The organism is Magnetococcales bacterium (assembly GCA_015231175.1).
Taxonomy (GTDB): Bacteria; Pseudomonadota; Magnetococcia; order Magnetococcales; family DC0425bin3; genus HA3dbin3.
In genome coordinates, this window is record JADGBZ010000003.1 from 13,526 (window position 1) to 32,522 (window position 18,997).

The 18,997-nt window shown below is 55.2% G+C and carries 15 protein-coding genes; 10 read left to right on the forward strand and 5 right to left on the reverse strand.

Annotated features, from left to right (window positions below; translation table 11 throughout):
• Positions 1–4 precede the first annotated feature (4 nt).
• On the reverse strand, positions 5–3,304 hold the full coding sequence (locus tag HQL63_01045) for a response regulator (protein MBF0175425.1): 3,300 nt from the start codon (positions 3,302–3,304) through the stop codon (positions 5–7).
• 215 nt (positions 3,305–3,519) lie between these two features.
• Here HQL63_01045 and HQL63_01050 point away from each other — a divergent pair, with 215 nt between their 5' ends.
• From HQL63_01050 to HQL63_01070, 5 genes are all read left to right on the forward strand, one after another.
• Positions 3,520–4,152 (forward strand): hotdog fold thioesterase, encoded by a 633-nt coding sequence (locus tag HQL63_01050; GenBank protein MBF0175426.1) that lies wholly within the window; start codon positions 3,520–3,522, stop codon positions 4,150–4,152.
• A gap of 205 nt (positions 4,153–4,357) precedes the next feature.
• A complete protein-coding gene (locus HQL63_01055; protein ID MBF0175427.1) occupies positions 4,358–4,612 on the forward strand; it encodes a hypothetical protein in 255 nt (84 codons plus the stop codon).
• 22 nt (positions 4,613–4,634) lie between these two features.
• The gene (locus HQL63_01060) at positions 4,635–4,883 is read left to right on the forward strand and encodes a hypothetical protein (protein MBF0175428.1); all 249 of its coding nucleotides are present in this window, start codon (positions 4,635–4,637) and stop codon (positions 4,881–4,883) included.
• Positions 4,870–5,244: a type II toxin-antitoxin system VapC family toxin gene (locus HQL63_01065; GenBank protein MBF0175429.1), complete on the forward strand. Its 375-nt coding sequence runs from the start codon at positions 4,870–4,872 to the stop codon at positions 5,242–5,244. Before HQL63_01060 ends, HQL63_01065 begins: the two co-directional genes overlap by 14 nt.
• 627 nt (positions 5,245–5,871) lie before the next feature.
• A complete protein-coding gene (locus HQL63_01070) occupies positions 5,872–6,345 on the forward strand; it encodes a hypothetical protein (GenBank protein MBF0175430.1) in 474 nt (157 codons plus the stop codon).
• Positions 6,346–7,059: 714 nt separating this feature from the next.
• On the opposite strand, the gene rsmI is transcribed toward HQL63_01070, so the two are convergent.
• Positions 7,060–8,385: a 16S rRNA (cytidine(1402)-2'-O)-methyltransferase gene (gene rsmI, locus HQL63_01075; protein MBF0175431.1), complete on the reverse strand. Its 1,326-nt coding sequence runs from the start codon at positions 8,383–8,385 to the stop codon at positions 7,060–7,062.
• A 178-nt stretch (positions 8,386–8,563) separates the two neighbouring features.
• On the opposite strand from rsmI, the gene HQL63_01080 reads away from it, so the two are divergent.
• The 3 genes from HQL63_01080 to HQL63_01090 all read left to right on the forward strand — a co-directional run bounded on the left by HQL63_01080 (position 8,564) and on the right by HQL63_01090 (position 10,960).
• Positions 8,564–10,327 carry a carbamoyltransferase gene (locus HQL63_01080; GenBank protein ID MBF0175432.1) on the forward strand — a complete coding sequence of 588 codons (1,764 nt, stop codon included), beginning with the start codon at positions 8,564–8,566 and terminating at the stop codon, positions 10,325–10,327.
• A 104-nt stretch (positions 10,328–10,431) separates the two neighbouring features.
• Positions 10,432–10,629 carry a BrnT family toxin gene (locus tag HQL63_01085; protein MBF0175433.1) on the forward strand — a complete coding sequence of 66 codons (198 nt, stop codon included), beginning with the start codon at positions 10,432–10,434 and terminating at the stop codon, positions 10,627–10,629.
• 55 nt (positions 10,630–10,684) lie between these two features.
• Complete coding sequence (locus tag HQL63_01090) at positions 10,685–10,960, forward strand: BrnA antitoxin family protein (GenBank protein MBF0175434.1); 276 nt, start codon at positions 10,685–10,687, stop codon at positions 10,958–10,960.
• 116 nt (positions 10,961–11,076) lie between these two features.
• On the opposite strand, the gene HQL63_01095 is transcribed toward HQL63_01090, so the two are convergent.
• The 3 genes from HQL63_01095 to HQL63_01105 are packed head-to-tail and all read right to left on the reverse strand — an operon-like array spanning position 11,077 to position 14,563.
• On the reverse strand, positions 11,077–11,868 hold the full coding sequence (locus HQL63_01095) for a glycosyltransferase family 2 protein (GenBank protein ID MBF0175435.1): 792 nt from the start codon (positions 11,866–11,868) through the stop codon (positions 11,077–11,079).
• A 1-nt stretch (position 11,869) separates the two neighbouring features.
• Entirely contained in the window at positions 11,870–12,703 is an 834-nt protein-coding gene (locus HQL63_01100) for an FkbM family methyltransferase (GenBank protein MBF0175436.1), read from the reverse strand.
• 15 nt (positions 12,704–12,718) lie between these two features.
• Positions 12,719–14,563 carry an ABC transporter ATP-binding protein gene (locus HQL63_01105; protein ID MBF0175437.1) on the reverse strand — a complete coding sequence of 615 codons (1,845 nt, stop codon included), beginning with the start codon at positions 14,561–14,563 and terminating at the stop codon, positions 12,719–12,721.
• Between the two features lie 267 nt (positions 14,564–14,830).
• Here HQL63_01105 and HQL63_01110 point away from each other — a divergent pair, with 267 nt between their 5' ends.
• Together HQL63_01110 and HQL63_01115 are read left to right on the forward strand one after the other, a co-directional pair.
• Entirely contained in the window at positions 14,831–17,845 is a 3,015-nt protein-coding gene (locus tag HQL63_01110) for a PAS domain-containing protein (protein ID MBF0175438.1), read from the forward strand.
• Positions 17,838–18,983, forward strand: coding sequence for a SpoIIE family protein phosphatase (locus HQL63_01115; GenBank protein ID MBF0175439.1), 1,146 nt, complete (start codon positions 17,838–17,840; stop codon positions 18,981–18,983). Before HQL63_01110 ends, HQL63_01115 begins: the two co-directional genes overlap by 8 nt.
• Positions 18,984–18,997 lie beyond the last annotated feature (14 nt).

Consider the following 18,997-nt stretch of genomic DNA (forward strand, 5'->3'; position numbering starts at 1 on the left):
GCACTCATGATTCGATCTCCAGATTGACATCCAATTCTCTGGCCCATTGTCGCAGTTGTTGCAGTCCTTCCTCAAAATCATACCTCTCGATACATTGTCGCAACATATGGGTCTTGAAACGTTTGTCTGATGTGTGGACCAACCTGTCAACGCGATCGATGACGTTTTCCACAGAGGCGTCGTAGGCAAGCAGGAGCGCCTCTGCCTCCCGAAGGTGGCCGGACAACAATACCAACTCTTCGGCAGTTTCCTGGACAACCTTGGCATCCTGGGAATTGTCGTTGGTGTTGGCCGACTCCACGGGAGCGGGGAGTGTGGCCCTGATGGCGCCGATGATCCGTTCCAACTCCCGGCCAGCCACGTCGATAGCGAGAAGAATATCTTCGGTACCCGCAGGGGCCGTCACCTTGTTTTCGATCTCCAAAGCCATGTTTCTCAAGTCGGTCATGCCCAGGGTTCCGGCGACGCCTTTCAAGGTGTGGGCGGCACGGGCGAGGGCATCCAGGTCGCCATGGCGCAGGCTCGTCTGCATCTGGTGGCAGGTGTGGAGCTGATTATGGGTGAATTTAAGCAGAATCTTTCGGTAAAGCTTCGCGTTGCCCCCCACATGACGCAGACCCAGGCACGTATCGATACCTGGCAGGTGTGGCAAAGAACTCACATCGCCTGGTGTTTGTGACTCTATCGGTTTTGCCGGAGTTACAACAGATTGGCTCTCGACCGGTGTGGTTGGCTTGGCCCATTTTTTGAGGACATCCAGAAGGGCATCCGGGTGTATGGGTTTGGCAACGTGATCGTTCATGCCGGCAGCGAGGCAATCGTTTCGATCATCCACCCGGGCGTTAGCCGTCATGGCGATGATGGGCACTTGGCCATGGGCTACCAATTTTCGAATGGACCTGGCAGCCGTCAAGCCATCCATCACGGGCATCTGGATGTCCATCAGGATTGCGTCGAACCGCTCACGTTGCACCACCGCCACAGCTTCCTCCCCGTTTTCGACCAGTGTAACGCGAATGTGTGCCCGTTCCAAGAGTTCCCGGGCAACCTGCTGATTGATTTCGTTGTCTTCCACCAGAAGAACATGTGTTCCGAGAAGAGAAACGGGGGGGGGATCGCCAACATGCGCGTTTTCCATGCCAAACCCATCCTGGGAAGAGGATGAATCATGCCGTTGATTCCCTTCCGGCTTGCGCAAACAAACGTTGAACACAAAACGGCTGCCTGCCATGGGAGCGCTTTCGACCCGTATCTCCCCCCCCATGATCTCCACCAGGCGTTTGCTGATGGCCAGACCAAGTCCTGTGCCTCCATACCGGCGAGTCGTGGAGGCATCGGCCTGAAAAAATTTCTGGAACAATTTCGCCGACTGCTCCGGTGTCATGCCGATGCCCGTGTCGCTGACGGCACATTCCAACACCGCTGTTGCCTCTGTTTCGTCGAGCAGACGGGTTTCCACAACGATTTTGCCCTGGTGAGTAAATTTGACGGCATTGCCCAACAAATTGGTTAAAACCTGTCCCAACCTGAAAGGGTCACCGGCGAGAAGGGGTGGTATATCGTCCGCCGTATGCAGAGACAGTTCGATACCTTTCTCCTGACACTGTAGAGAAAAAGTGTCCGCCAGATTATAAAGCATACCCCGGACAGAAAAAGTCTCCTGTTCCATGGAGATCTTGCCTGCTTCAATTTTTGAAAAATCCAGAACATCATTGATCAGATGCATGAGAGAGTGGGTGCTCAGGGCAACTTTTTTAAGATAATCGGTTTGTTGTTGCGTCAGATCGGTTTTGAGGCAGAGATTGGTCAGTCCGATGATGGCATTCATGGGAGTTCTGATTTCGTGGCTCATGTTGGCCAGAAACTCCCCTTTGGCCCGGCTGGCGGCTTCAGCTTCCTCTTTGGCGCGAATCAGGGCCGCTTCCATCTCTTTGCGGGGGGTGATGTCGCTGACCGTGCCTACCATGCGCAACACCCGGCCCTGAGCGTCCCACTCCACAGCGGCCCCTTTCGAGTGAACCCACTTGATCTCTCCCCCAAGGGAGATGATACGAAACTCGAGGTCATACGTTTCCGCCTCGCCGTTGCGATAGCGTTCCCCCTCTCGCAGAACCCATTCCCGATCTTCCGGGTAGAGTCGGGCCATCCAATCCTCCCGCAAACGCTGGCTCTGGTCCGGTGAAAATCCATAAATTCCTGCTTCGGTGGGATCTATAACCTGTTCCCCGGTGGCAAAATTGATATCCCACAATCCGAGTTTGCCATTTTGCAGGGCCATCGCCAGCCGGTTGGCGCTCCTTTCCACCTCCTCCTTGGTCTTGACGAGCTCCCTTTGCATATTTTTCAAATCTTCCAGATATTTTTTGCGATCGGTGATGTTGCGGATCACCCCCACTGTTCCCATGTAGCGGCGGGTGCGACAGTGGGTCTCGTTGCCAATATCTCCATAAATGCCCGAACTGTTGACCTCGACATCCACAACAGGATCGCTACAGGAGCGCATTTCGGTAGATTCCACCGCCTGGCCCCATTTCGTTTTCAGCCGGACCTCCAGGGCCATGGTCATCCTTTGGCCTGTGCGGCGTTCGTTGAAAACCTTGGCGCTTCCCGAGGTGGACACTTCGGACATCAGTTTCCGCAACAGACTTTCCCGGGAAACATGACCTTGGTCAACTTGATCGACAATCTCGGTAAAATGTTTGCCGATCAGCTCTGACGGGTGGTAGCCAAGCATTTCCACAGATTTGTTTAAAAAGGTAAAATAACCATTCTCATCAATTTTGTAAACAATGTCGGGCAACATTTGCACCAGGCTCCGAAAACGCTCCTCGGAAGCCGAAAGTTGCTCCATGTTGGTGGTCAATTGCTCATTGATGGTTTGCAGTCGTTTATTGTTGTTTTCCAACGCAGCATGGGCCTGGCGCAGGGCGATGTGGGTTCGGACACAAGCCTGGATATAGGGAGGGGTCAGGGGCTTGAAGATGTAATCAATGGCCCCCAATTGGAACCCCTTGATCTCATCCTCCACGTTCTCCTTCGCCGACATAAAGATGACTGGAATGGCACGAGTCGCATCATTGGCCTTGAGTCGACGACACACTTCATAGCCATCCATCTCCGGCATGAGGATGTCCAGAAGGATCAAATCTGGCCTGGGATCCATGGCCGCCACTTCCAAGGCCTTTTGCGCATTCAAACATGCATGAACACGATAATCCTCCCTCAAGACAGTGCCTAGAAGGTCTAAAATCTCTTCTGAGTCGTCGACAACCAGGATAAAGGGTGCAGATTCGGTTTTTAACATGAGGCTTTTCCAGTACAATCCGCATTCATTTCAAGCAAGCCAGGATCCGGGTATTTCATATTCGTATGTCCACCTGGTCCAGCATCGTTCGTATGTCCTACCTGGTCCAGCATGGTTCGTATGTCCACCTGGTCCAGCTTACGATCCCACTTTCCCTCCCGGGGCATGGACCCCGTCGGATATTTTGTCCACAGGGTGTAAAGCATCATACCTGATTGCATGCACAACTGGCTATTGCCAAATTGTTGGAGAATCTGGCAGAATGGCTAGGCTTTTTTTATACCGGTCTGCCGGCTGGCCACTCCTTGAATAGGACAATCAAATTGGCGGAAGCTCCTGTTTCTGATGCTTGTGATCCCCCAGATGAGGATGGGTTGCGTGTGGGGCAGTGGATGCAATCCTCGGGGTTTCACCGTCTGCTGGGCATTCAGGTGGAGGCGGTGCGCTCCGGCTGGTGCCGAGCCTCCCTGGTGGTGACGGCTGATCTTCTTAACCCCTTCGGCATCACGCACGGCGGTGTCGTCTTCACCCTGGCGGAGTTTGCCTATGGTGTGGCCGGCAACGCCAGTGGAGAGACCTCCGTCGGGCTGATGACCAGCATGACTTTTCCATCATCCAGCCGGGAGGGGGACCGCCTGACCGCTGAAGCGCGTGAGATGGCCTCTGGCTCCCGCACCCGGCACTTCCAGGTGGATGTCCGACGCGGCGACGGGCAGGTTGTCGGTCTCTTCACAGGGGTTCTCTTTCGTCGTGGCGATCCGCTCTCCCAGTGGATGACCGACGCGAAACCTATGCCCTTGCCCGACATTGCGCCGGCTGTGGCGGAACCTCCCGGCTCCGGTTCGTAGTCCTGCATCGTAGTCCTGCACGGGTGCAGGATGCATTGTCGCCATGAATAAATCACCGGTGACCGTTTACCAAAGAAAAGCCTGGAACGAACCATCCCCAAATCGGGAATTCTTTGAAATTTTCTTGGTGGCCTGACACTGTTCCTTGCAATCAACATGATGTGGTATAAAGGCTTTTCCAATCCTTCAAGGAGGAGAAAGGACCATGGATGGTCCAGAAATCGTTTTGGATGTCGGATGTGTGAATCCTGATTGCGGACGTTACGGGGTCAAGGGGTTGGGAAATATCGTGATCCGTCGTCGGTATGGAACCAGCGACATACGGTTCCTTCATTGCCGGCATTGTCAGCATGAGTTTTCCGAACTGGATGACTGTCAGGCCACCAAGCATTTTTCCGAAGGGGCCAGAGTGGAGGCGGTGATTCGGGAGAGTCTGGGGCGGTTGGCGTTGCCACGCTGAACCTGGACCAAGGAGACAAACCATGCTGAAAGCAGTGGAAGCCGAAGTTGGGGAAAACGGACAGATCCGATTGCGGGAACCTTTGGTATTGCGGGGTTGGCATCGAGCCGTGCTGACTGTTCTGGAACCCCTGGAAGCGGTGGAGGTCGATGCGCGGATTGTAGACGAATCAGGGAGTTGGCGCAGACATGTGGGGACGATGCAAGGCTCACCCCATTTTAACGGCGACCCTGTGGTCATTCAAGATGCGATGCGCGATGAATGGCGTTAATTGGCTGTTGGATACCAACTTGGTGATCGGGCTGCTTAAAGGGCATGCCGATGCCGTGGCTTTGGCAGAAAACCAAGGACTCATGCTGAACCACTCTGCGGTGAGTCAAATCACCCGCATGGAGTTGTTGGGCTTTCCCGGTCTGACCGAGACCGAGGAGGCACGCATCCAGGCATTCCTGAACGACTGCCGGGTCGTTTTGCTGGACGAGGCTATCGAGCAGCAGTCTATCCGCTTGCGTCGTTCCGGTTTGTTCAAACTACCGGACGCCATCATTGCTGCAACAGCCTTGACCTGGAGATTGCGACTGTTGACCTTGGATCATGGCATGGCCAGAGCCTTGGAGCAGGTGACCCCATGATGACCGTTGCGGATCTGGGTAGTGTCCCTTTTTGGTTGGTTACGGTCACACAGCCAAGGAATCTCGTAGCCCACCAGCGCCTACATCCTTACCTTGCTGTAACGCATCATCGTCCGAGCCTCGCGAACCATTGTAGCTGGACACGCCAATCGCAGCATATCCGTCGGATTCCAGCGCAGCAAAGTCGATCTTCGGATCGTTCCCGTGATAAAGTTCCGGCGTTGCGGGCGGCTGTGCAAAACGGCGCTGGGGCAACTCCTGTTGAACAACGGGTGGAGTAGACAACGCGGTCGGCATTCATAGGGGTTTGGTCCTGATGATCAGGGCTGAGCGCATGAGTCGTCATGGGTCGCGCCGGGTTTGCGGTCGATTGGGCCCCTGATGCCCGGGAGGGGCGGTTCATCCGCCAGAAACTGAGCGTCTGAACCTGAATGTCCAAAAAGGCATTCCCGACCAAATTCCGGTGGACGGTTGCGGCGAAATCCAGGAGAATCCGGCCAAGGGGATGAGGTTCCAATGGGAATGTTTTGCCGGGAGTCCTGGTGGTCGAGCGGGCCGCCTGCGGAAGCTCTCTGGTGTTGGCATAAAGGGAGTTCACATCTACCTGTGTGACAAGGAGTGGCACCCGTGAATCAAAAAAGAGCCGCAATGATTGCTGCGTTTGGCGTCCTTCTGGCCATTGTCGCACCAGGTCACGCCCGGGCCGAATCCTGTTCCAAAGCCACCGCCGAGCAGGCCGTCCTTGCTGCGTCGGAGATCGTTGAACGTTTGGGTGTCGAGGCGGCAAAGCAGGTGATTACGAAAGAGGATGCCCGCTTCCGTTGTGGGGAGTTTTCCGTGAAGGTCATCAACCACCGTGGAACTTGGGTGATCGATCCGGAAGACGGGAGCAACGTTGGCCACAAAGTGGCCGCGCTCCAGGATGGTGCTGCCATCAACTTCATGAATTCGCTCATCCAAGCGGCTATTCGCAACCGTGGGAGCATGGGAAGCTACTTTGCAACCGACACCGAACACGGGAAGGAGATCAGCAAGGCTCTGTACCATATCGACGTGCCGAAACGTAAGGTTGTTGTTTATGGCGCATTCATATTGGGCTGAGACTCCTCCCTGGTGGCATGTAAGTTTTGTGAATTTTTTGCGCGCCTGCCTGGATCTTTCGAAAGATGCTCGGTGGATGGGTCTGCCAACTTGATAACGCCCAATGCACGTATTCTGGAACGGGGGCGCGAACGGTTGGTGCCGCTCGCCGATCTGGTCTCACGCCTGCGCCAATGCGCCAGTGTTGCCATGGATCTGGGATGCGGCGACGCACGCTTCGTGCTGCACCAGGCACGACTGGATCCGGACACTCTCTTTGTCGGCGTGGATCTGGTTGCGGACAACATGGTCAGGGTCTCCAACCAGGCAGCCCGCAAGCCGGCGCGGGGAGGGGCGCCCAATCTGCTGTTGTGGGTGACCGACGCCCTGCTCCTGCAGGCGGCGCTGGCCCAAAGCGTCGACCGGGTCACCATCAACTGTCCATGGGGTGCCTTGTTGCGTGGGATCGTGCAGGGAGACCCCCAGGTATTGCGCCGCATGGCCATGCCTTTGAAATCTCATGGACGCATGCTGATCCGGCTGAATCTCCACACCTTCCGGGAGGAGACCCTGCGCGAGCGTTTGCTTCTGCCGACCATGAATACCGCAGGAGAGGATGCCCGCCTGCGGGACGGTTTTCATCAGGCAGGATTGAATCTCCTGCGCTGGGATCTTGCCGGAAGTGCAGACCGGGCCATCCGCACCACCTGGGGAGAGCGGCTCGGTCGAGGCAGTCTACGAGAGATCCTGGTCATCGAACTCGGCGTCCGAGCTACTGCGGGTGGCCCCCTTGAGGGCCAGCAACCGTTCAAAGGCCTGTCGGCGCGGGATGCCCTGGGTGACGGCCAGGGCCTGGGAGAGGGTTTTGAGGGGGCAACCTGAACGCAACAACTCGGTCAGCAACCGATCCTGCTCCTCTCCTGTGGCGTTCTCCTGGCGGGGGGGGGCCTTGCCAATGACCAGGGTGAACTCTCCCCGCACCGCATCCTGATCCCGAAAATGTTGCCTGAGCGTGTCGGCCTGGCCTCTGACCACGATTTCATTGGGCCGGGTCAGATTGCAGGTGATGACCATATCCCGCTCAGGCAGGGTGGCCAGGAGATCATCCAGGGTTTCCAGAAGTCGGTGCGGTGTTTCAAATACCACGGTTGTGGTGGACGCCAGGGCAATCTCCTGCAAAAGCAATAAACGTTTGCCGCGTGTCCGGGGCAGAAATCCCAGAAACAGGAAACGATCACTGGGCAGGCCGGATATGGCCAGGGCAGCCAGAATGGCGCTTGGACCTGGAACGGGAGAGACCAGGGCGCCTAATTGAACGGCACGACGCACCACCGGATAGCCTGGATCGGCACAACCCGGTGTTCCCGCCTCGGATATGAGCGCCAGGCGTTCACCGCGTTGCAACCATGTCTCCATCTGGGCGGCGCGTTCCTCCTCGTTTTGATCATGGCAGCTGATGAGTGGTTTACGAATTCCCAACGATTTTAACAAGGCATCTGCTGTGCGGGTGTCTTCAGCCAGGATGCGGTCCACCCCGGCCAGGGTGGCCTGGGCACGTGGCGAGAGATCCAGGGAATTGCCGATAGGCAGGGAAACGACATACAAGATTCCCTGGATTGTAGTTGCTTCCGGCAGGCGAACAGGTTCAACATCCATGACCACGTTGGCCCCTGGCAACCTGAGGCTGTCGATGAACGCCCGGTCCAAATCCCGTGCCGACTTGGTGGCCGCATGGGCAAAAGTGTTTCCCTGTGGCAAAGGGTGGCGCCGGATGATCAGGGGATCTCCTGGCTTGAAGGTAGGTGAGACGACCGCAAACAAGGTGTCGATTTGTTCTCCGCAACGCAGGGTGATGCACACTGGACCCCGCAACGAGGCCAAGGCATCGGCATCATATTGAGCGGCCACGCCAACAATGCAGCTGCCGCGTTGCGTCACATCCAGATCGGTGGTCAACTCCAGGGTTTTGGTGTGGGTCGCCTGAATGTTAAGATGGCCCTTGCAGTGAATGGAGACAGAGGTGATGGTTGCTGGGTCATCTCTCTTGGCGATTGCATTCACATCGGCTCCATTCCATGGGGAAAATTATTGTTCACTATGCGTCACCCGGCAACGAATCAACGGTTACTTTTTTTGGTCAAGAGTATGCATGCAGGTGGCACATGGCAAGATCACCTTCCGTCCGGCGCTCTTGGCACGTAAGAGTGGCGTGGATCAACAACCTGACCGGTACATTGTCATGGCCATTATTCTTGGTTTGAACGCTTATCATGGCGACGCCGCCGCTGCGCTTGTGGTGGACGGTCGGCTTTTGGCTGCCGTGGAGGAGGAGCGGTTCCGCCGCATCAAGCACTGGGCCGGTTTTCCCTCCCAGGCCATCCGCTACTGTCTGAGCGAGGGGGGAATCTCCCTGCAACAAGTGGATGTGATTGCCATCAACAGCAACCCGAAGGCCAACTTGCTGCGAAAAATAGACCACGTTCTGCGTTACTCACCGGATCCCGGTTTTGTTCTCTCCCGGCTGCGCAATGCCCGCCGTCGGCACGTCATCCTCAATGAACTGGAGCGGCATTTCCCCAACGCCCGCTTTGCCGGGGAAATCCAGAGAGTCGAGCACCACCTGGCCCATATGGCCTCCGCTTTCTTCGTTTCTCCCTTTGCGGAGGCTGCCATCCTCTCCGTGGACGGTTTCGGGGATTATGCCTCCGCACTCTGGGGGGTGGGCGAAGCGGAAAAAATCACCATCCTTGGCCGGATCAATTTTCCGCACTCCCTGGGCATCTTTTATCAGGCCATGACCCAGTATCTTGGTTTCCCACATTATGGCGATGAGTACAAGGTTATGGGATTGGCTCCCTATGGCGAGCCGACCTACAAAGATGCCATGCAACGTATCGTCCGCATCTCCTCCAACGGCGAATACACGTTGGACCTCGATTTTTTCCGCCATCATCGGGAGAACATTCACTACGAGTGGGACCATGGCGCCCCGACCTCTGGAGATCTGTTTTCACCCTCTCTGGAAAAGTTTCTTGGTCCTCGGCGGCAACCTGACGAGGTGTTGACTGCTCGCCATAAGGACATGGCCCGCTCTGTCCAGGCCATGTACGAGACGGCGTTGTTTCACCTTTTGCAGGCCTTGCAGAGGCGGACGGGCCTGGAGACCCTGGCCCTGGCGGGAGGGTGCGCCATGAACTCCGTGGCCAATGGAAAAATCCATGAGCATACCCCCTTCCGAAAAACATATATCCAACCAGCCGGGGGTGATGCCGGCGGGGCCATTGGCGCGGCATGGGCGGTCTGGTGTGGTCGGTTTGGGGGAGCGCGGCCTGAACCCATGCTCCACGCCTACTGGGGGCCATCCTACACCGACGACGACCATGCACACCTGCTGCTGACTCACACCATCACCCTGAATGTTGCGGGGTGTACGTTCGTCAAGTTGGAAAATGGAGAGCTGTTGACGCGCACTGCCCAGGCTATCGCGGATGGGAAGGTTGTGGGTTGGTTCCAGGGGCGTATGGAGTGGGGACCACGGGCCCTGGGCAACCGGTCCATCCTGTGTGATCCCCGGCGGGCCGACATGAAGGAGATTCTGAACTGCAAAATCAAACGGCGGGAGTCCTTTCGGCCTTTTGCCCCGGCCATTTTGCGCGAAGCCGTCCCCGAATGGTTTGAAACGGACGATGATGTTCCCTTCATGATGAAGGTGTTCCAGATTCGCGCCGAGAAACGGCCCCTCATTCCAGCCGTGACTCACGTTGATGGCTCAGGTCGGTTGCAAACGGTAGCGGAAACCGCCAACCCCCTCTACCACCGATTGATCTCCACTTTCAGGGATATTTCCGGGGTTCCTATTGTTCTCAACACATCCTTCAATGAAAATGAACCCATTGTCTGCCAACCCAGTGAAGCCCTGGAGTGCTTCCTGCGGACCCGGATGGACATTCTGGTGATGGGAAACTGGTTCCTCATGCGAACTCCCGGCATTGATGCGAGGTAACGCCTACCTGATTGTTGCAGATGCAAGATGAAGCACGTTGTAGGTAGTTGGGATTTGTCAAGGTATTGTTGACGGATTATTTTATTGTAGCTATGATAAGTCCCATAAAGATTGAGTTTGATTCTGCCAAGGACAGGGTCAATCGCATGAAGCATGGGGAGTCCCTGCGCGGCGCGATAGATCTTGATTGGGAGAGACTTCTTGCCACTTCGGATTACCGGCACGACTACGGGGAGCCTCGCCAGGTTGGCTACGCACCAAAAGGGAACAGGCTGTACTGCGTCGTGTTTGTAGACCGTTGAAATATCAGAAGAATTATTAGCTTGCGCAAAGCGAACAAACGGGAGGTTAAGCGTTATGCCAGAGACATACATGGGATTCATCCTTCCCACTTCTGAAGAGGAGGAAGCTATCGCCCGTGGCATTGCAGAGGATCCAGACACGTATGTGCCGACTGACGATGAGTTTAGGGCCATGCGCCCCCTGCGAGGCAGGCCGGTTGCCCCTGATAAGAAGATTCTGTTATCCGTGCGGTATTCGCCGGATGTTGTAGAGTTCTTCAAGGCTACAGGTCCAGGCTGGCAAACACGCATGAATGACGCCCTGCTGGAGTGGGTGGCATCGCACAGGTGACCATCCGCACACCCAACCATTTGGAGATCCAGTGTCAGTCCCGAGAGAGACTTGGCTCCGGCCAGGGGAAAAGGGTCGAGGGCAACGGCGCTTGGATGATGATTTCATCTATCAATTCATGGGGGTGTGACATCCTCAAGTCCCATACGCCGCTCCAGCAGGCGCAGGGTCAGCAATATTTCGCTCAGGCTCCTTTGGGCGGCATAATATAAACCAGGACGCCCGTCCAGGATGCCCCCCTTCAATAACAGGCATTTGATCAACACCAGAAAGGGCGCTACAAAACAGAGGCGCCGCAACCGGTCTGGCCAGGAGAGTTTCATCCAGGGTGTGGAGAGGATGTGATCCGCCTCCAGGCGCATGTACCGGTCCTGGGCCTGTAGCCAGTAGCTCAACGATTTGCGATCATCATGATCGATGGGGTGCCGCAGGAACTCCACATGGCCATCGATGGCCAGGGCCTGGGTATGGCCATCCTGGTAGTAGCGACCGCAGGAGCGGCGAAACAGGACGACCTTGTCCGGATAGAGCGTGCCACGCAGCGGTTTGCCGTCGATACAGTAGCGGAACCTGGCCATATAACCAACTGTTTTGGCCGAGGGACGTAATTTGGTCAGCTCTCGGGTCAATGCTTCCGATACCTGATAATCCGCATCCAGGGCCAAAATCCAGGCATCCTCTTCGATGATGATGTCGTGGATCGCGACATTCCATTGCTGTGCATGGGTATCGAAAAAGCGCTGGTGAAAATCGACGTTGGGAAAGGAGACAGCCATGTCACGGGTGGTATCGGTGCTGAAGCTGTCCAAAACGACAACCCGAGAGGCCCACCACAGCTTTTCCAGGGTTCGCCCGATGTTGGGAGATTCGTTGCAGGTCAGGATGACCGGGGTGATTTGATCCAGCATGTCATGGATCCTGTGTTGATGGCCCGGCAGCGAACCCGGTACGTACCAGGAGCAAGATGGGCAGTTTTTGGGGGAGAGCGAAGCCCCATTTATTGGATATTTCCACCAGGTCGGCTTCATCGAAACCGTCATGGCACTCAACGCACAGAGCGTCCACACGATTCAACCAGGCGCAATTTTTCTTCAATAATATCTTTTCGTGTCCTTCGATGTCCATTTTGAGCAGGCCGATACGCTTCCACTTCAGTTGCTCAAGAATACTCTCCACAGAGATGGACTCGATCTTCATGGTGCGGCCTGTAAATCGTTCTGGGTGCGTTGTTTCCAGGACACGGTGATCAAAATCGCGCCGGGCGATCTCCATCTCCACATGGCCGTCATGCACCGAGGCTGCACTCTGAAACAGGGTGGCGTCCACTTGATTCAGGCGCAGGTTTTCCCGGAGCACGGCCATGTTTTCCGGAATGGGTTCCACGCCAGCTACACGCGCCTTGGGGTAGGCCCGGGAAAAATAAATCATCGTCAGGCCCGTATTGGCTCCCAGATCCAAAATGGTTTCGGGCACGAACGGCAAGGGCAGATCATAATAGCGATGATGGAAAACCTCACTGAGTATGAAGGCATCCGCACCGAGATTGTTGCGAATCAGCAACCGAAGGGAACCCACCGGATGGGGGTACCGGAAGTTGATTTGCCAAGCAAAACCAAACAGCCACTTTGTCCATGGATATTTGGCACAGTACATACAGGACAAATATTTGAGACGATCCGGCAGGCCCGGACATGTTGAGGAAACCAATCGGATGTTTTCGCGCAGCCTGTTCAGGATACTCATGATTTCTCTACATGTTCAAGGATCATGATGCTGGTCGGCCCCTGTGGTATCGACGTTCTGTTGTTGATGCAACAATTCCAGGAAATAGCCGGGACGGTTGGACAACTCACCCCAGGATCCCCGATCAACGATGCGGCCCTCCTTCAGCACGATGATGACATCAGCCTGGCGAACCGTCGAGAAACGGTGAGCGATCAGGAGAATGGTCATGGTTTTGGCCAACCGGTCGATCGTTTGCTGTACCAAAGCTTCGGATTGGCTGTCCAGGGCGCTCGTTGCTTCGTCCAGGACAAGCAATTCGGGTTGTCGGGCCAGGGCGCGCGCCAGGGCGATCCGTTGTCGTTGGCCACCGGAAAGGCGCACCCCCTGGTCCCCGATGAGGGTATCGTACCCGGCGGGAAGTTGCTGAATGAACGTGTCAGCCTGGGCTTTGCGAGCGCTTTCCTGAATGTTTTCCATGTCCTGCGGATTTTGTGAACCCCAGCCGATATTGGCGGCGATGGTGTCGTGAAGCAAGAAAGTTTGTTGGGACACATAGCCGATGGCACGACGCCAATCGACAGGATCGTAGTTGGTCAACGGCTGCCCGTCCAGCAGAATGGTACCGCTGACGGGATGGAGGAGTCCCATGATCAGATCCATCAACGTGCTCTTGCCACCTCCCGATCCCCCAACCAGGGCCACGGTGGCGCCACGCTGGATGTCGAGATCGATGTCGGACAGCACCGGTCTTCCTGCTCCATAGGAAAAACAAACCTGCCGCAGTTGCATTCCTGACTGAATGCCTCGAAAAGCCACCCCCTGGCCAGGACGCCAGGAATCTTGATGTCTCCGGGCATTTTCCAACACCCCCTCGACATTTTCCAATCCAGGAAGATTGGCCATGACGGCAAAATAGAGATGAATGAATTGCTGAAACCGTGGTATGAATCTGTAGAATACAAAGAGCAGGATCAATATGCTTGGCAGGTCCATGCCGATCTGTGCAACGCCGATGTAAATGGCCAGGCAAAGCTGGCTGACCGTGACCAGTTCAAAAACGGCCCGGTTCAAGGCGGGGAGGGATACAGTGCTGAACCAGGCGAGGGCGACCTTTTCCGAGGCCTGGTCGGCCTGCTGCACGGCCAGTTTTTCCATGGCGCCAGCCTTGACAATCTTGGCATTGTCCATGTATTCGAGGATGATTCCTTTGTAATGTGTGTTCCGCAGCGTGATCTCCTCGCCAATATTCAGGCCACGCCGCAACAGGGATCGCATGAAAAATACGACGACTCCTCCCACGGTCAGCACGCCGATCGTCAGACGCCAGGAGACAAGACAGGCGACCCCGGCATAAATGATAACTGTAATCATGTTGCTGATCAGCGGGGAGTAATAAAGCAGCATGTTGACAGCGCGTGTCACTTCATCGGTCAGGGTATTGGCCAGGTCACTCTTTTTGGCAGTCGTAAAAAACGGCCAATCCGCCGCGAAGATGGATTGAAAGAGCCGGTGACGAAGTTCTCCCAGAAAACGGGCGCACAACCATCCCGACATCCGTTCGCGAAAAAAAGTGGTTGCGACCTGCATGGCAAAGACGAACAGGAAAAATACCAGGCCCGATACCAGGGTCAGGGAGATGCCGGAGGCCTGAAAAAGCTTTAAAAAAATGCCGCTGATCCCCTGGACTTCCACAGGCTTGGCCATGGCCAGATCAAGGATCGGAACCAGAAGGGCAACCCCAAAACCCTCCAAAAATCCACCTATGACCATAACCCCGATCAAACCGGGCAGATGCCACGGATAATATTTCATCAGGCGCCGGGTGACCCGATAGATTCCCAAAAACCTGACATGGGCCAGAGATGGGGAGATGGTCAAGACGAATTCCTTTGGCAACAAGCTCCAGAGCGTTGTCGGGTTCCGCAGAGTGCAGAAATGGCTCACTATAGTGGCCGTGGTGCAGTTATGCCACAACAAATTTTTTTTTGGTTCTCGCAATCATCCCGGTCTGGCAATCGTTTTTTTGGGTTCTTTTTTTTCGATCACTCGGGCTACCATGGGACCGGGGTGGATTTTCCTCCCTGTTGACGCCTTCCGGAGCCATGCCTCCTGGATGACGTTCCGGCCCTTGTCGAAAGCATGTCCATGAACTTTTTTTTACCATTGTCCCTGCGGGCCACCTTTTTCTTTCATCTGCCATGGGCTTCATGTCTGGTGGCCCTGGCCGTTCGGCAGGAAAATCTCTCCTGGTGGGAGCTCCTGACATTTTTCCTGTTCGTCTCCTTGTTGGCCCTGGGATCCGGTTTCTTGTTCCACAGCTACATTTCCCGGCGTGTTGCACGCCTGACGGATGCAGCGACCAAACTGGCTGCGGGTCATCTGGATACCCGGGTTCACCTGGACGGGAGTGACGAGTTCACACGCCTGGCCGATGTTTTTAACCATTCGGCAGAGGCGATGCAGGACGCCCACCGACTTCTGGAGAGTCAGGGTGAGGAGAGAATTCGAGCATTGGAGGTATCTTGCCGCACCCTGCGCCAGATACTCGACGCCATGCCCACCGGGATTTTCTGGAAAGATGCGTTTGGGCGCTACCTCGGTTGCAACCCATGTTTCGCGCAGGAGAACGGACTGGAAGATTCCCAGGCCATTTTCGGTCTCAGTGACATGGATCTGCCCTGGCATGAGGAGGCCCCGCGATACCGGCTTGATGACCTCGCCATTCTGGAACGGAGAGAGTCAAAACTGGTCAGCGAAGTCAAAATAACTTCTTCCAACCTTGGAGAACGATGGTTCCAAATCAGCAGAGCGCCCATGTTGGATGCGGAGAATCGTGTCGTCGGCGTCCTGGGTCTGCACGTGGATATCACCCATGTCAAAAAAACCGAACAGGCCCTCGTGGAGGCGAATCGAAAGAATGACGAAGCAATCCTGAAAAACACCCTGGAAGCCATCGACGAAGGGGTTTGGGATTGGGATATCACCAGTGGAACCGTCTATTTCAGCCCACGCTGGGCGCGTATGTTCGGTTTTGAACCTCACGAAATCCATTCCAGTCTGGCAACCTGGCAAAACCTGCTCCACCCTGAGGATCTGACCCGGTTCGAGAAGGCAGTCAGGGACCATTTTCAAGGACATGCCGACCATTTTTCCCTGGAACATCGCATGCGGCACCGCGATGGCCGTTGGATGTGGATTCTGGACCGGGGCCGGGTCATCGAACGCGATGCGCATGGTTCTCCGGTGCGCATGGTTGGCGCAAACCTGGATATCACCCCGCGCAAAATCATGGAAGATCGTCTGTTGCAGGCCAAACAGGAGGCGGAAAGAGCCAATCGGGCCAAATCGGAATTTCTGGCCAATATGAGCCATGAAATCCGGACTCCGCTGAACGCCATCATCAATCTCAGTTACTTGGTGTCCCAGGGCGAGTTGCCCCCCGTGCAACGGGATTATCTCAAACGGGTCCAGGAGGCAGGACGCTCTTTGCTGGGGATACTCAACGATATCCTGGATCTTTCCAAGATCGATGCTGGCCAGATGACGTTGGACCTTGTTCCATTCCAGATGGACGACGTTTTGTCACACCTTGCCGCCACAATCAACTCGGCCAATACCCAAGGTCTGGAGGTTGTGTTCCGGGTCCACCCTGCCACGCCTGCCGAACTGCTTGGCGACCCGCAACGCCTGGGGCAGGTGCTGGCGAATCTGGTGGGAAACGCCCTGAAATTTACCAAGAAAGGCCATATTCTCATCACCATCGAACCATGCCAGCGCAACAAGGAGCGCATGGCTTTGCGTTTTGCCATTACCGACACCGGCATTGGCATTCCGGACGAGGGCCGGGCATGGATTTTCGATTCCTTCAGCCAGGGGGACAACTCACGCAGCCGACGTTATGGTGGTGCGGGACTTGGCTTGGGCATTTGTGAGAGACTGGTGCGTATGATGGGGGGAGATATTCAACTGGAGAGCCACCCCGGCCATGGCAGCACGTTCCAATTCACCGCCTGGTTCGGCCTTTCTGATGCTACGTCCTGCCCGGTTGACAAATCACGACTCGCATCCCTGCGCCACCGGAGAGTTCTGGTCATCGAGGAGAGTGCCTTGGTGGGGGAAACCATCAAGGAATTGTTGAATTTTCATGGCATGGAGACGACGCTCATGACCACCGGTTCCCATCTCTGGGACGGATTGGAATCTGCTGAAAATATGGGAATCCCCCCCCCTTTTTCCTTTCTCGTTCTGGATATGGATGCCTCCCATACCGATGGCTTTGCAACCGTGCGACGCATTCGTGAAATTCCAACCCAAAAGGATGTGCCCGTTTTGTTCATGGTCTCTACCCGAAATCGGGACAAGGTCCAAAAAATTTTGGATCACCAGGAGGCCTGCGGCTTGGTGTTCAAGCCGGTCATCGCCTCCAACCTGCTGAACAGCATGGCCGATCTTTTTGAACTCAGTCATACTTTTTCAACCCAACACTCTGCGGCCCATACTTTCCTGGAGAGCAACGACTGGTATCTGCCAGGAGTTGACATGCAGGCCGGGTTGCATCTGGCGGATGGGGATGTCAGTCTGTTCCGTCGGCTCTTGCTGGAATTTCGCGAGCGCCATGTTGCGTTCATTGACATTCTCCACCAGGCTTGGGAAGGGAAGGCTATCGATCAGGTTCGTCAACATGTCCAACTGGTCAAAACCATGGCCGGTCACATCGGCGCATCTCCCCTCCAACATGCCGTGGATGCTTTCCTGGTGAGTCTGGACCAGCCTGAACAAGGTCAGCGGGAACTGGCCATGGCCGTCCTTGAAGCCCGATTCCAGGAACTTATGACCGGTTTGCGTGCTGGCTTTTCTCCCTTGGCGAACGAATCCCTGTTCCTGGATAATCACCAGACCCATATGTTGTCACTCGATATCAGGCGTGCTGGCGAGCTGGTCGAGGCGTTGTTGACCAGCCTCGATCTGGACGTAGCCAAATCCCATACGCTTTCCGAGGAGCTCGTAAGCCTGTTCAGGGGAACAAAATTTGAAAAATCCGGGCATCAGATCCACATCGAACTTTCCCAATTTGAAACGGATGCTGCACGGTTATTGCTTCAGGATGTCGTCTGTCGCTTGAAAAACTCAGAGCAGGGTGTCAACCATTCACATGGATAACTCCATTCGTCCGGAAAAACCCAGAATTCTTGTTGTTGATGATGTGGTGGACAACCTGCGCATCCTGACCATCCTGTTGCAGGGCGATTATGTCGTCATGGCCGCCAAGAGTGGGCAAAAAGCCCTGGAGTTGGCCCATGCTCATCCCAAACCGGATCTCATCCTGTTGGATGTCATGATGCCCGAGATGGACGGATTCGAGGTGTGCCGGCGCCTGAAGGAAGATGCATTGACCTGGGATATCCCCGTCATCTTCGTCACCGCCCTGGATGAAGAAAAGGATGAGGCCTACGGCTTCAAGGTGGGCGGGGTTGACTATATCTCCAAACCCTATCGTCCCCCCATTATCCGGGCGCGTGTGCAAACCCATATCTCCCTGCAATCCGCTGTGACCAAGTTGCGTACTCAAAAGGAACTGCTCTCGATTGAACGCAGCATGGTCGAAAACATCATCCTCAGGATGCGGAGTTCCCTCGCTCCGGCCAGTGACCCCCATATCCGCACCTTGGAAACGCCCGTGGAGAAAACCACGGGTGATATTCTGCTGGCCGAACGCCGCCATGATGGCGTTTTACACGTCTTCCTCGGCGATTTCACCGGACATGGCCTTTCGGCTGCTGTCGGTGGCCCCATGGTGGTGGATATCTTTCACGCCATGACAATCAAAAATTTTTCCATGGAGGAGATTCTCCAGGAAATCAACAAAAAACTTTATAAAAAACTTCCCCATAATCTTTTTCTTGCTGCCATATTTATTGAACTTACACATGATTTTCGGCAGATTCGCGTCTGGAATGGCGGGATGCCATCTCTGCTGATTTTTCGACAAGATTTTGCAGTCGAAGAGATTCCACCCAAATACTTTCCCTTGGGTATCTTGCCTGAAGTTGAGACGTCGAATGTCATTCAATCGGCAACCCTTCTTCCGCAAGAGCGTATTGTTGCATTTTCTGACGGTATCATCGAGATGATGGACGCTGACAGCCAGATGTTTGGGTCGCAGCGTCTGATTGATGTTTTGCGGCAAATTTTTAGAAACACGGAACCTTTGTCGATCCTGGAAGATCATCTAAAAAATTTTCGTAAAGACACACCACAAATGGATGACATTACCATGGTCGAACTGAGTTCCTTTTGACGGTTTATCAAGAT

Coding starts and splice junctions, on each gene's coding strand:
- HQL63_01045 (MBF0175425.1), bottom strand. CDS start 3,304: ATGTTAAAAACCGAATCTGCACCCTTTATCCTGGTTGTCGACGACTCA.
- HQL63_01055 (MBF0175427.1), top strand. CDS start 4,358: ATGGATGGTCCAGAAATCGTTTTGGATGTCGGATGTGTGAATCCTGAT.
- HQL63_01060 (MBF0175428.1), top strand. CDS start 4,635: ATGCTGAAAGCAGTGGAAGCCGAAGTTGGGGAAAACGGACAGATCCGA.
- HQL63_01065 (MBF0175429.1), top strand. CDS start 4,870: ATGAATGGCGTTAATTGGCTGTTGGATACCAACTTGGTGATCGGGCTG.
- HQL63_01080 (MBF0175432.1), top strand. CDS start 8,564: ATGGCCATTATTCTTGGTTTGAACGCTTATCATGGCGACGCCGCCGCT.
- HQL63_01090 (MBF0175434.1), top strand. CDS start 10,685: ATGCCAGAGACATACATGGGATTCATCCTTCCCACTTCTGAAGAGGAG.
- HQL63_01095 (MBF0175435.1), bottom strand. CDS start 11,868: ATGCTGGATCAAATCACCCCGGTCATCCTGACCTGCAACGAATCTCCC.
- HQL63_01100 (MBF0175436.1), bottom strand. CDS start 12,703: ATGAGTATCCTGAACAGGCTGCGCGAAAACATCCGATTGGTTTCCTCA.
- HQL63_01110 (MBF0175438.1), top strand. CDS start 14,831: ATGAACTTTTTTTTACCATTGTCCCTGCGGGCCACCTTTTTCTTTCAT.
- HQL63_01115 (MBF0175439.1), top strand. CDS start 17,838: ATGGATAACTCCATTCGTCCGGAAAAACCCAGAATTCTTGTTGTTGAT.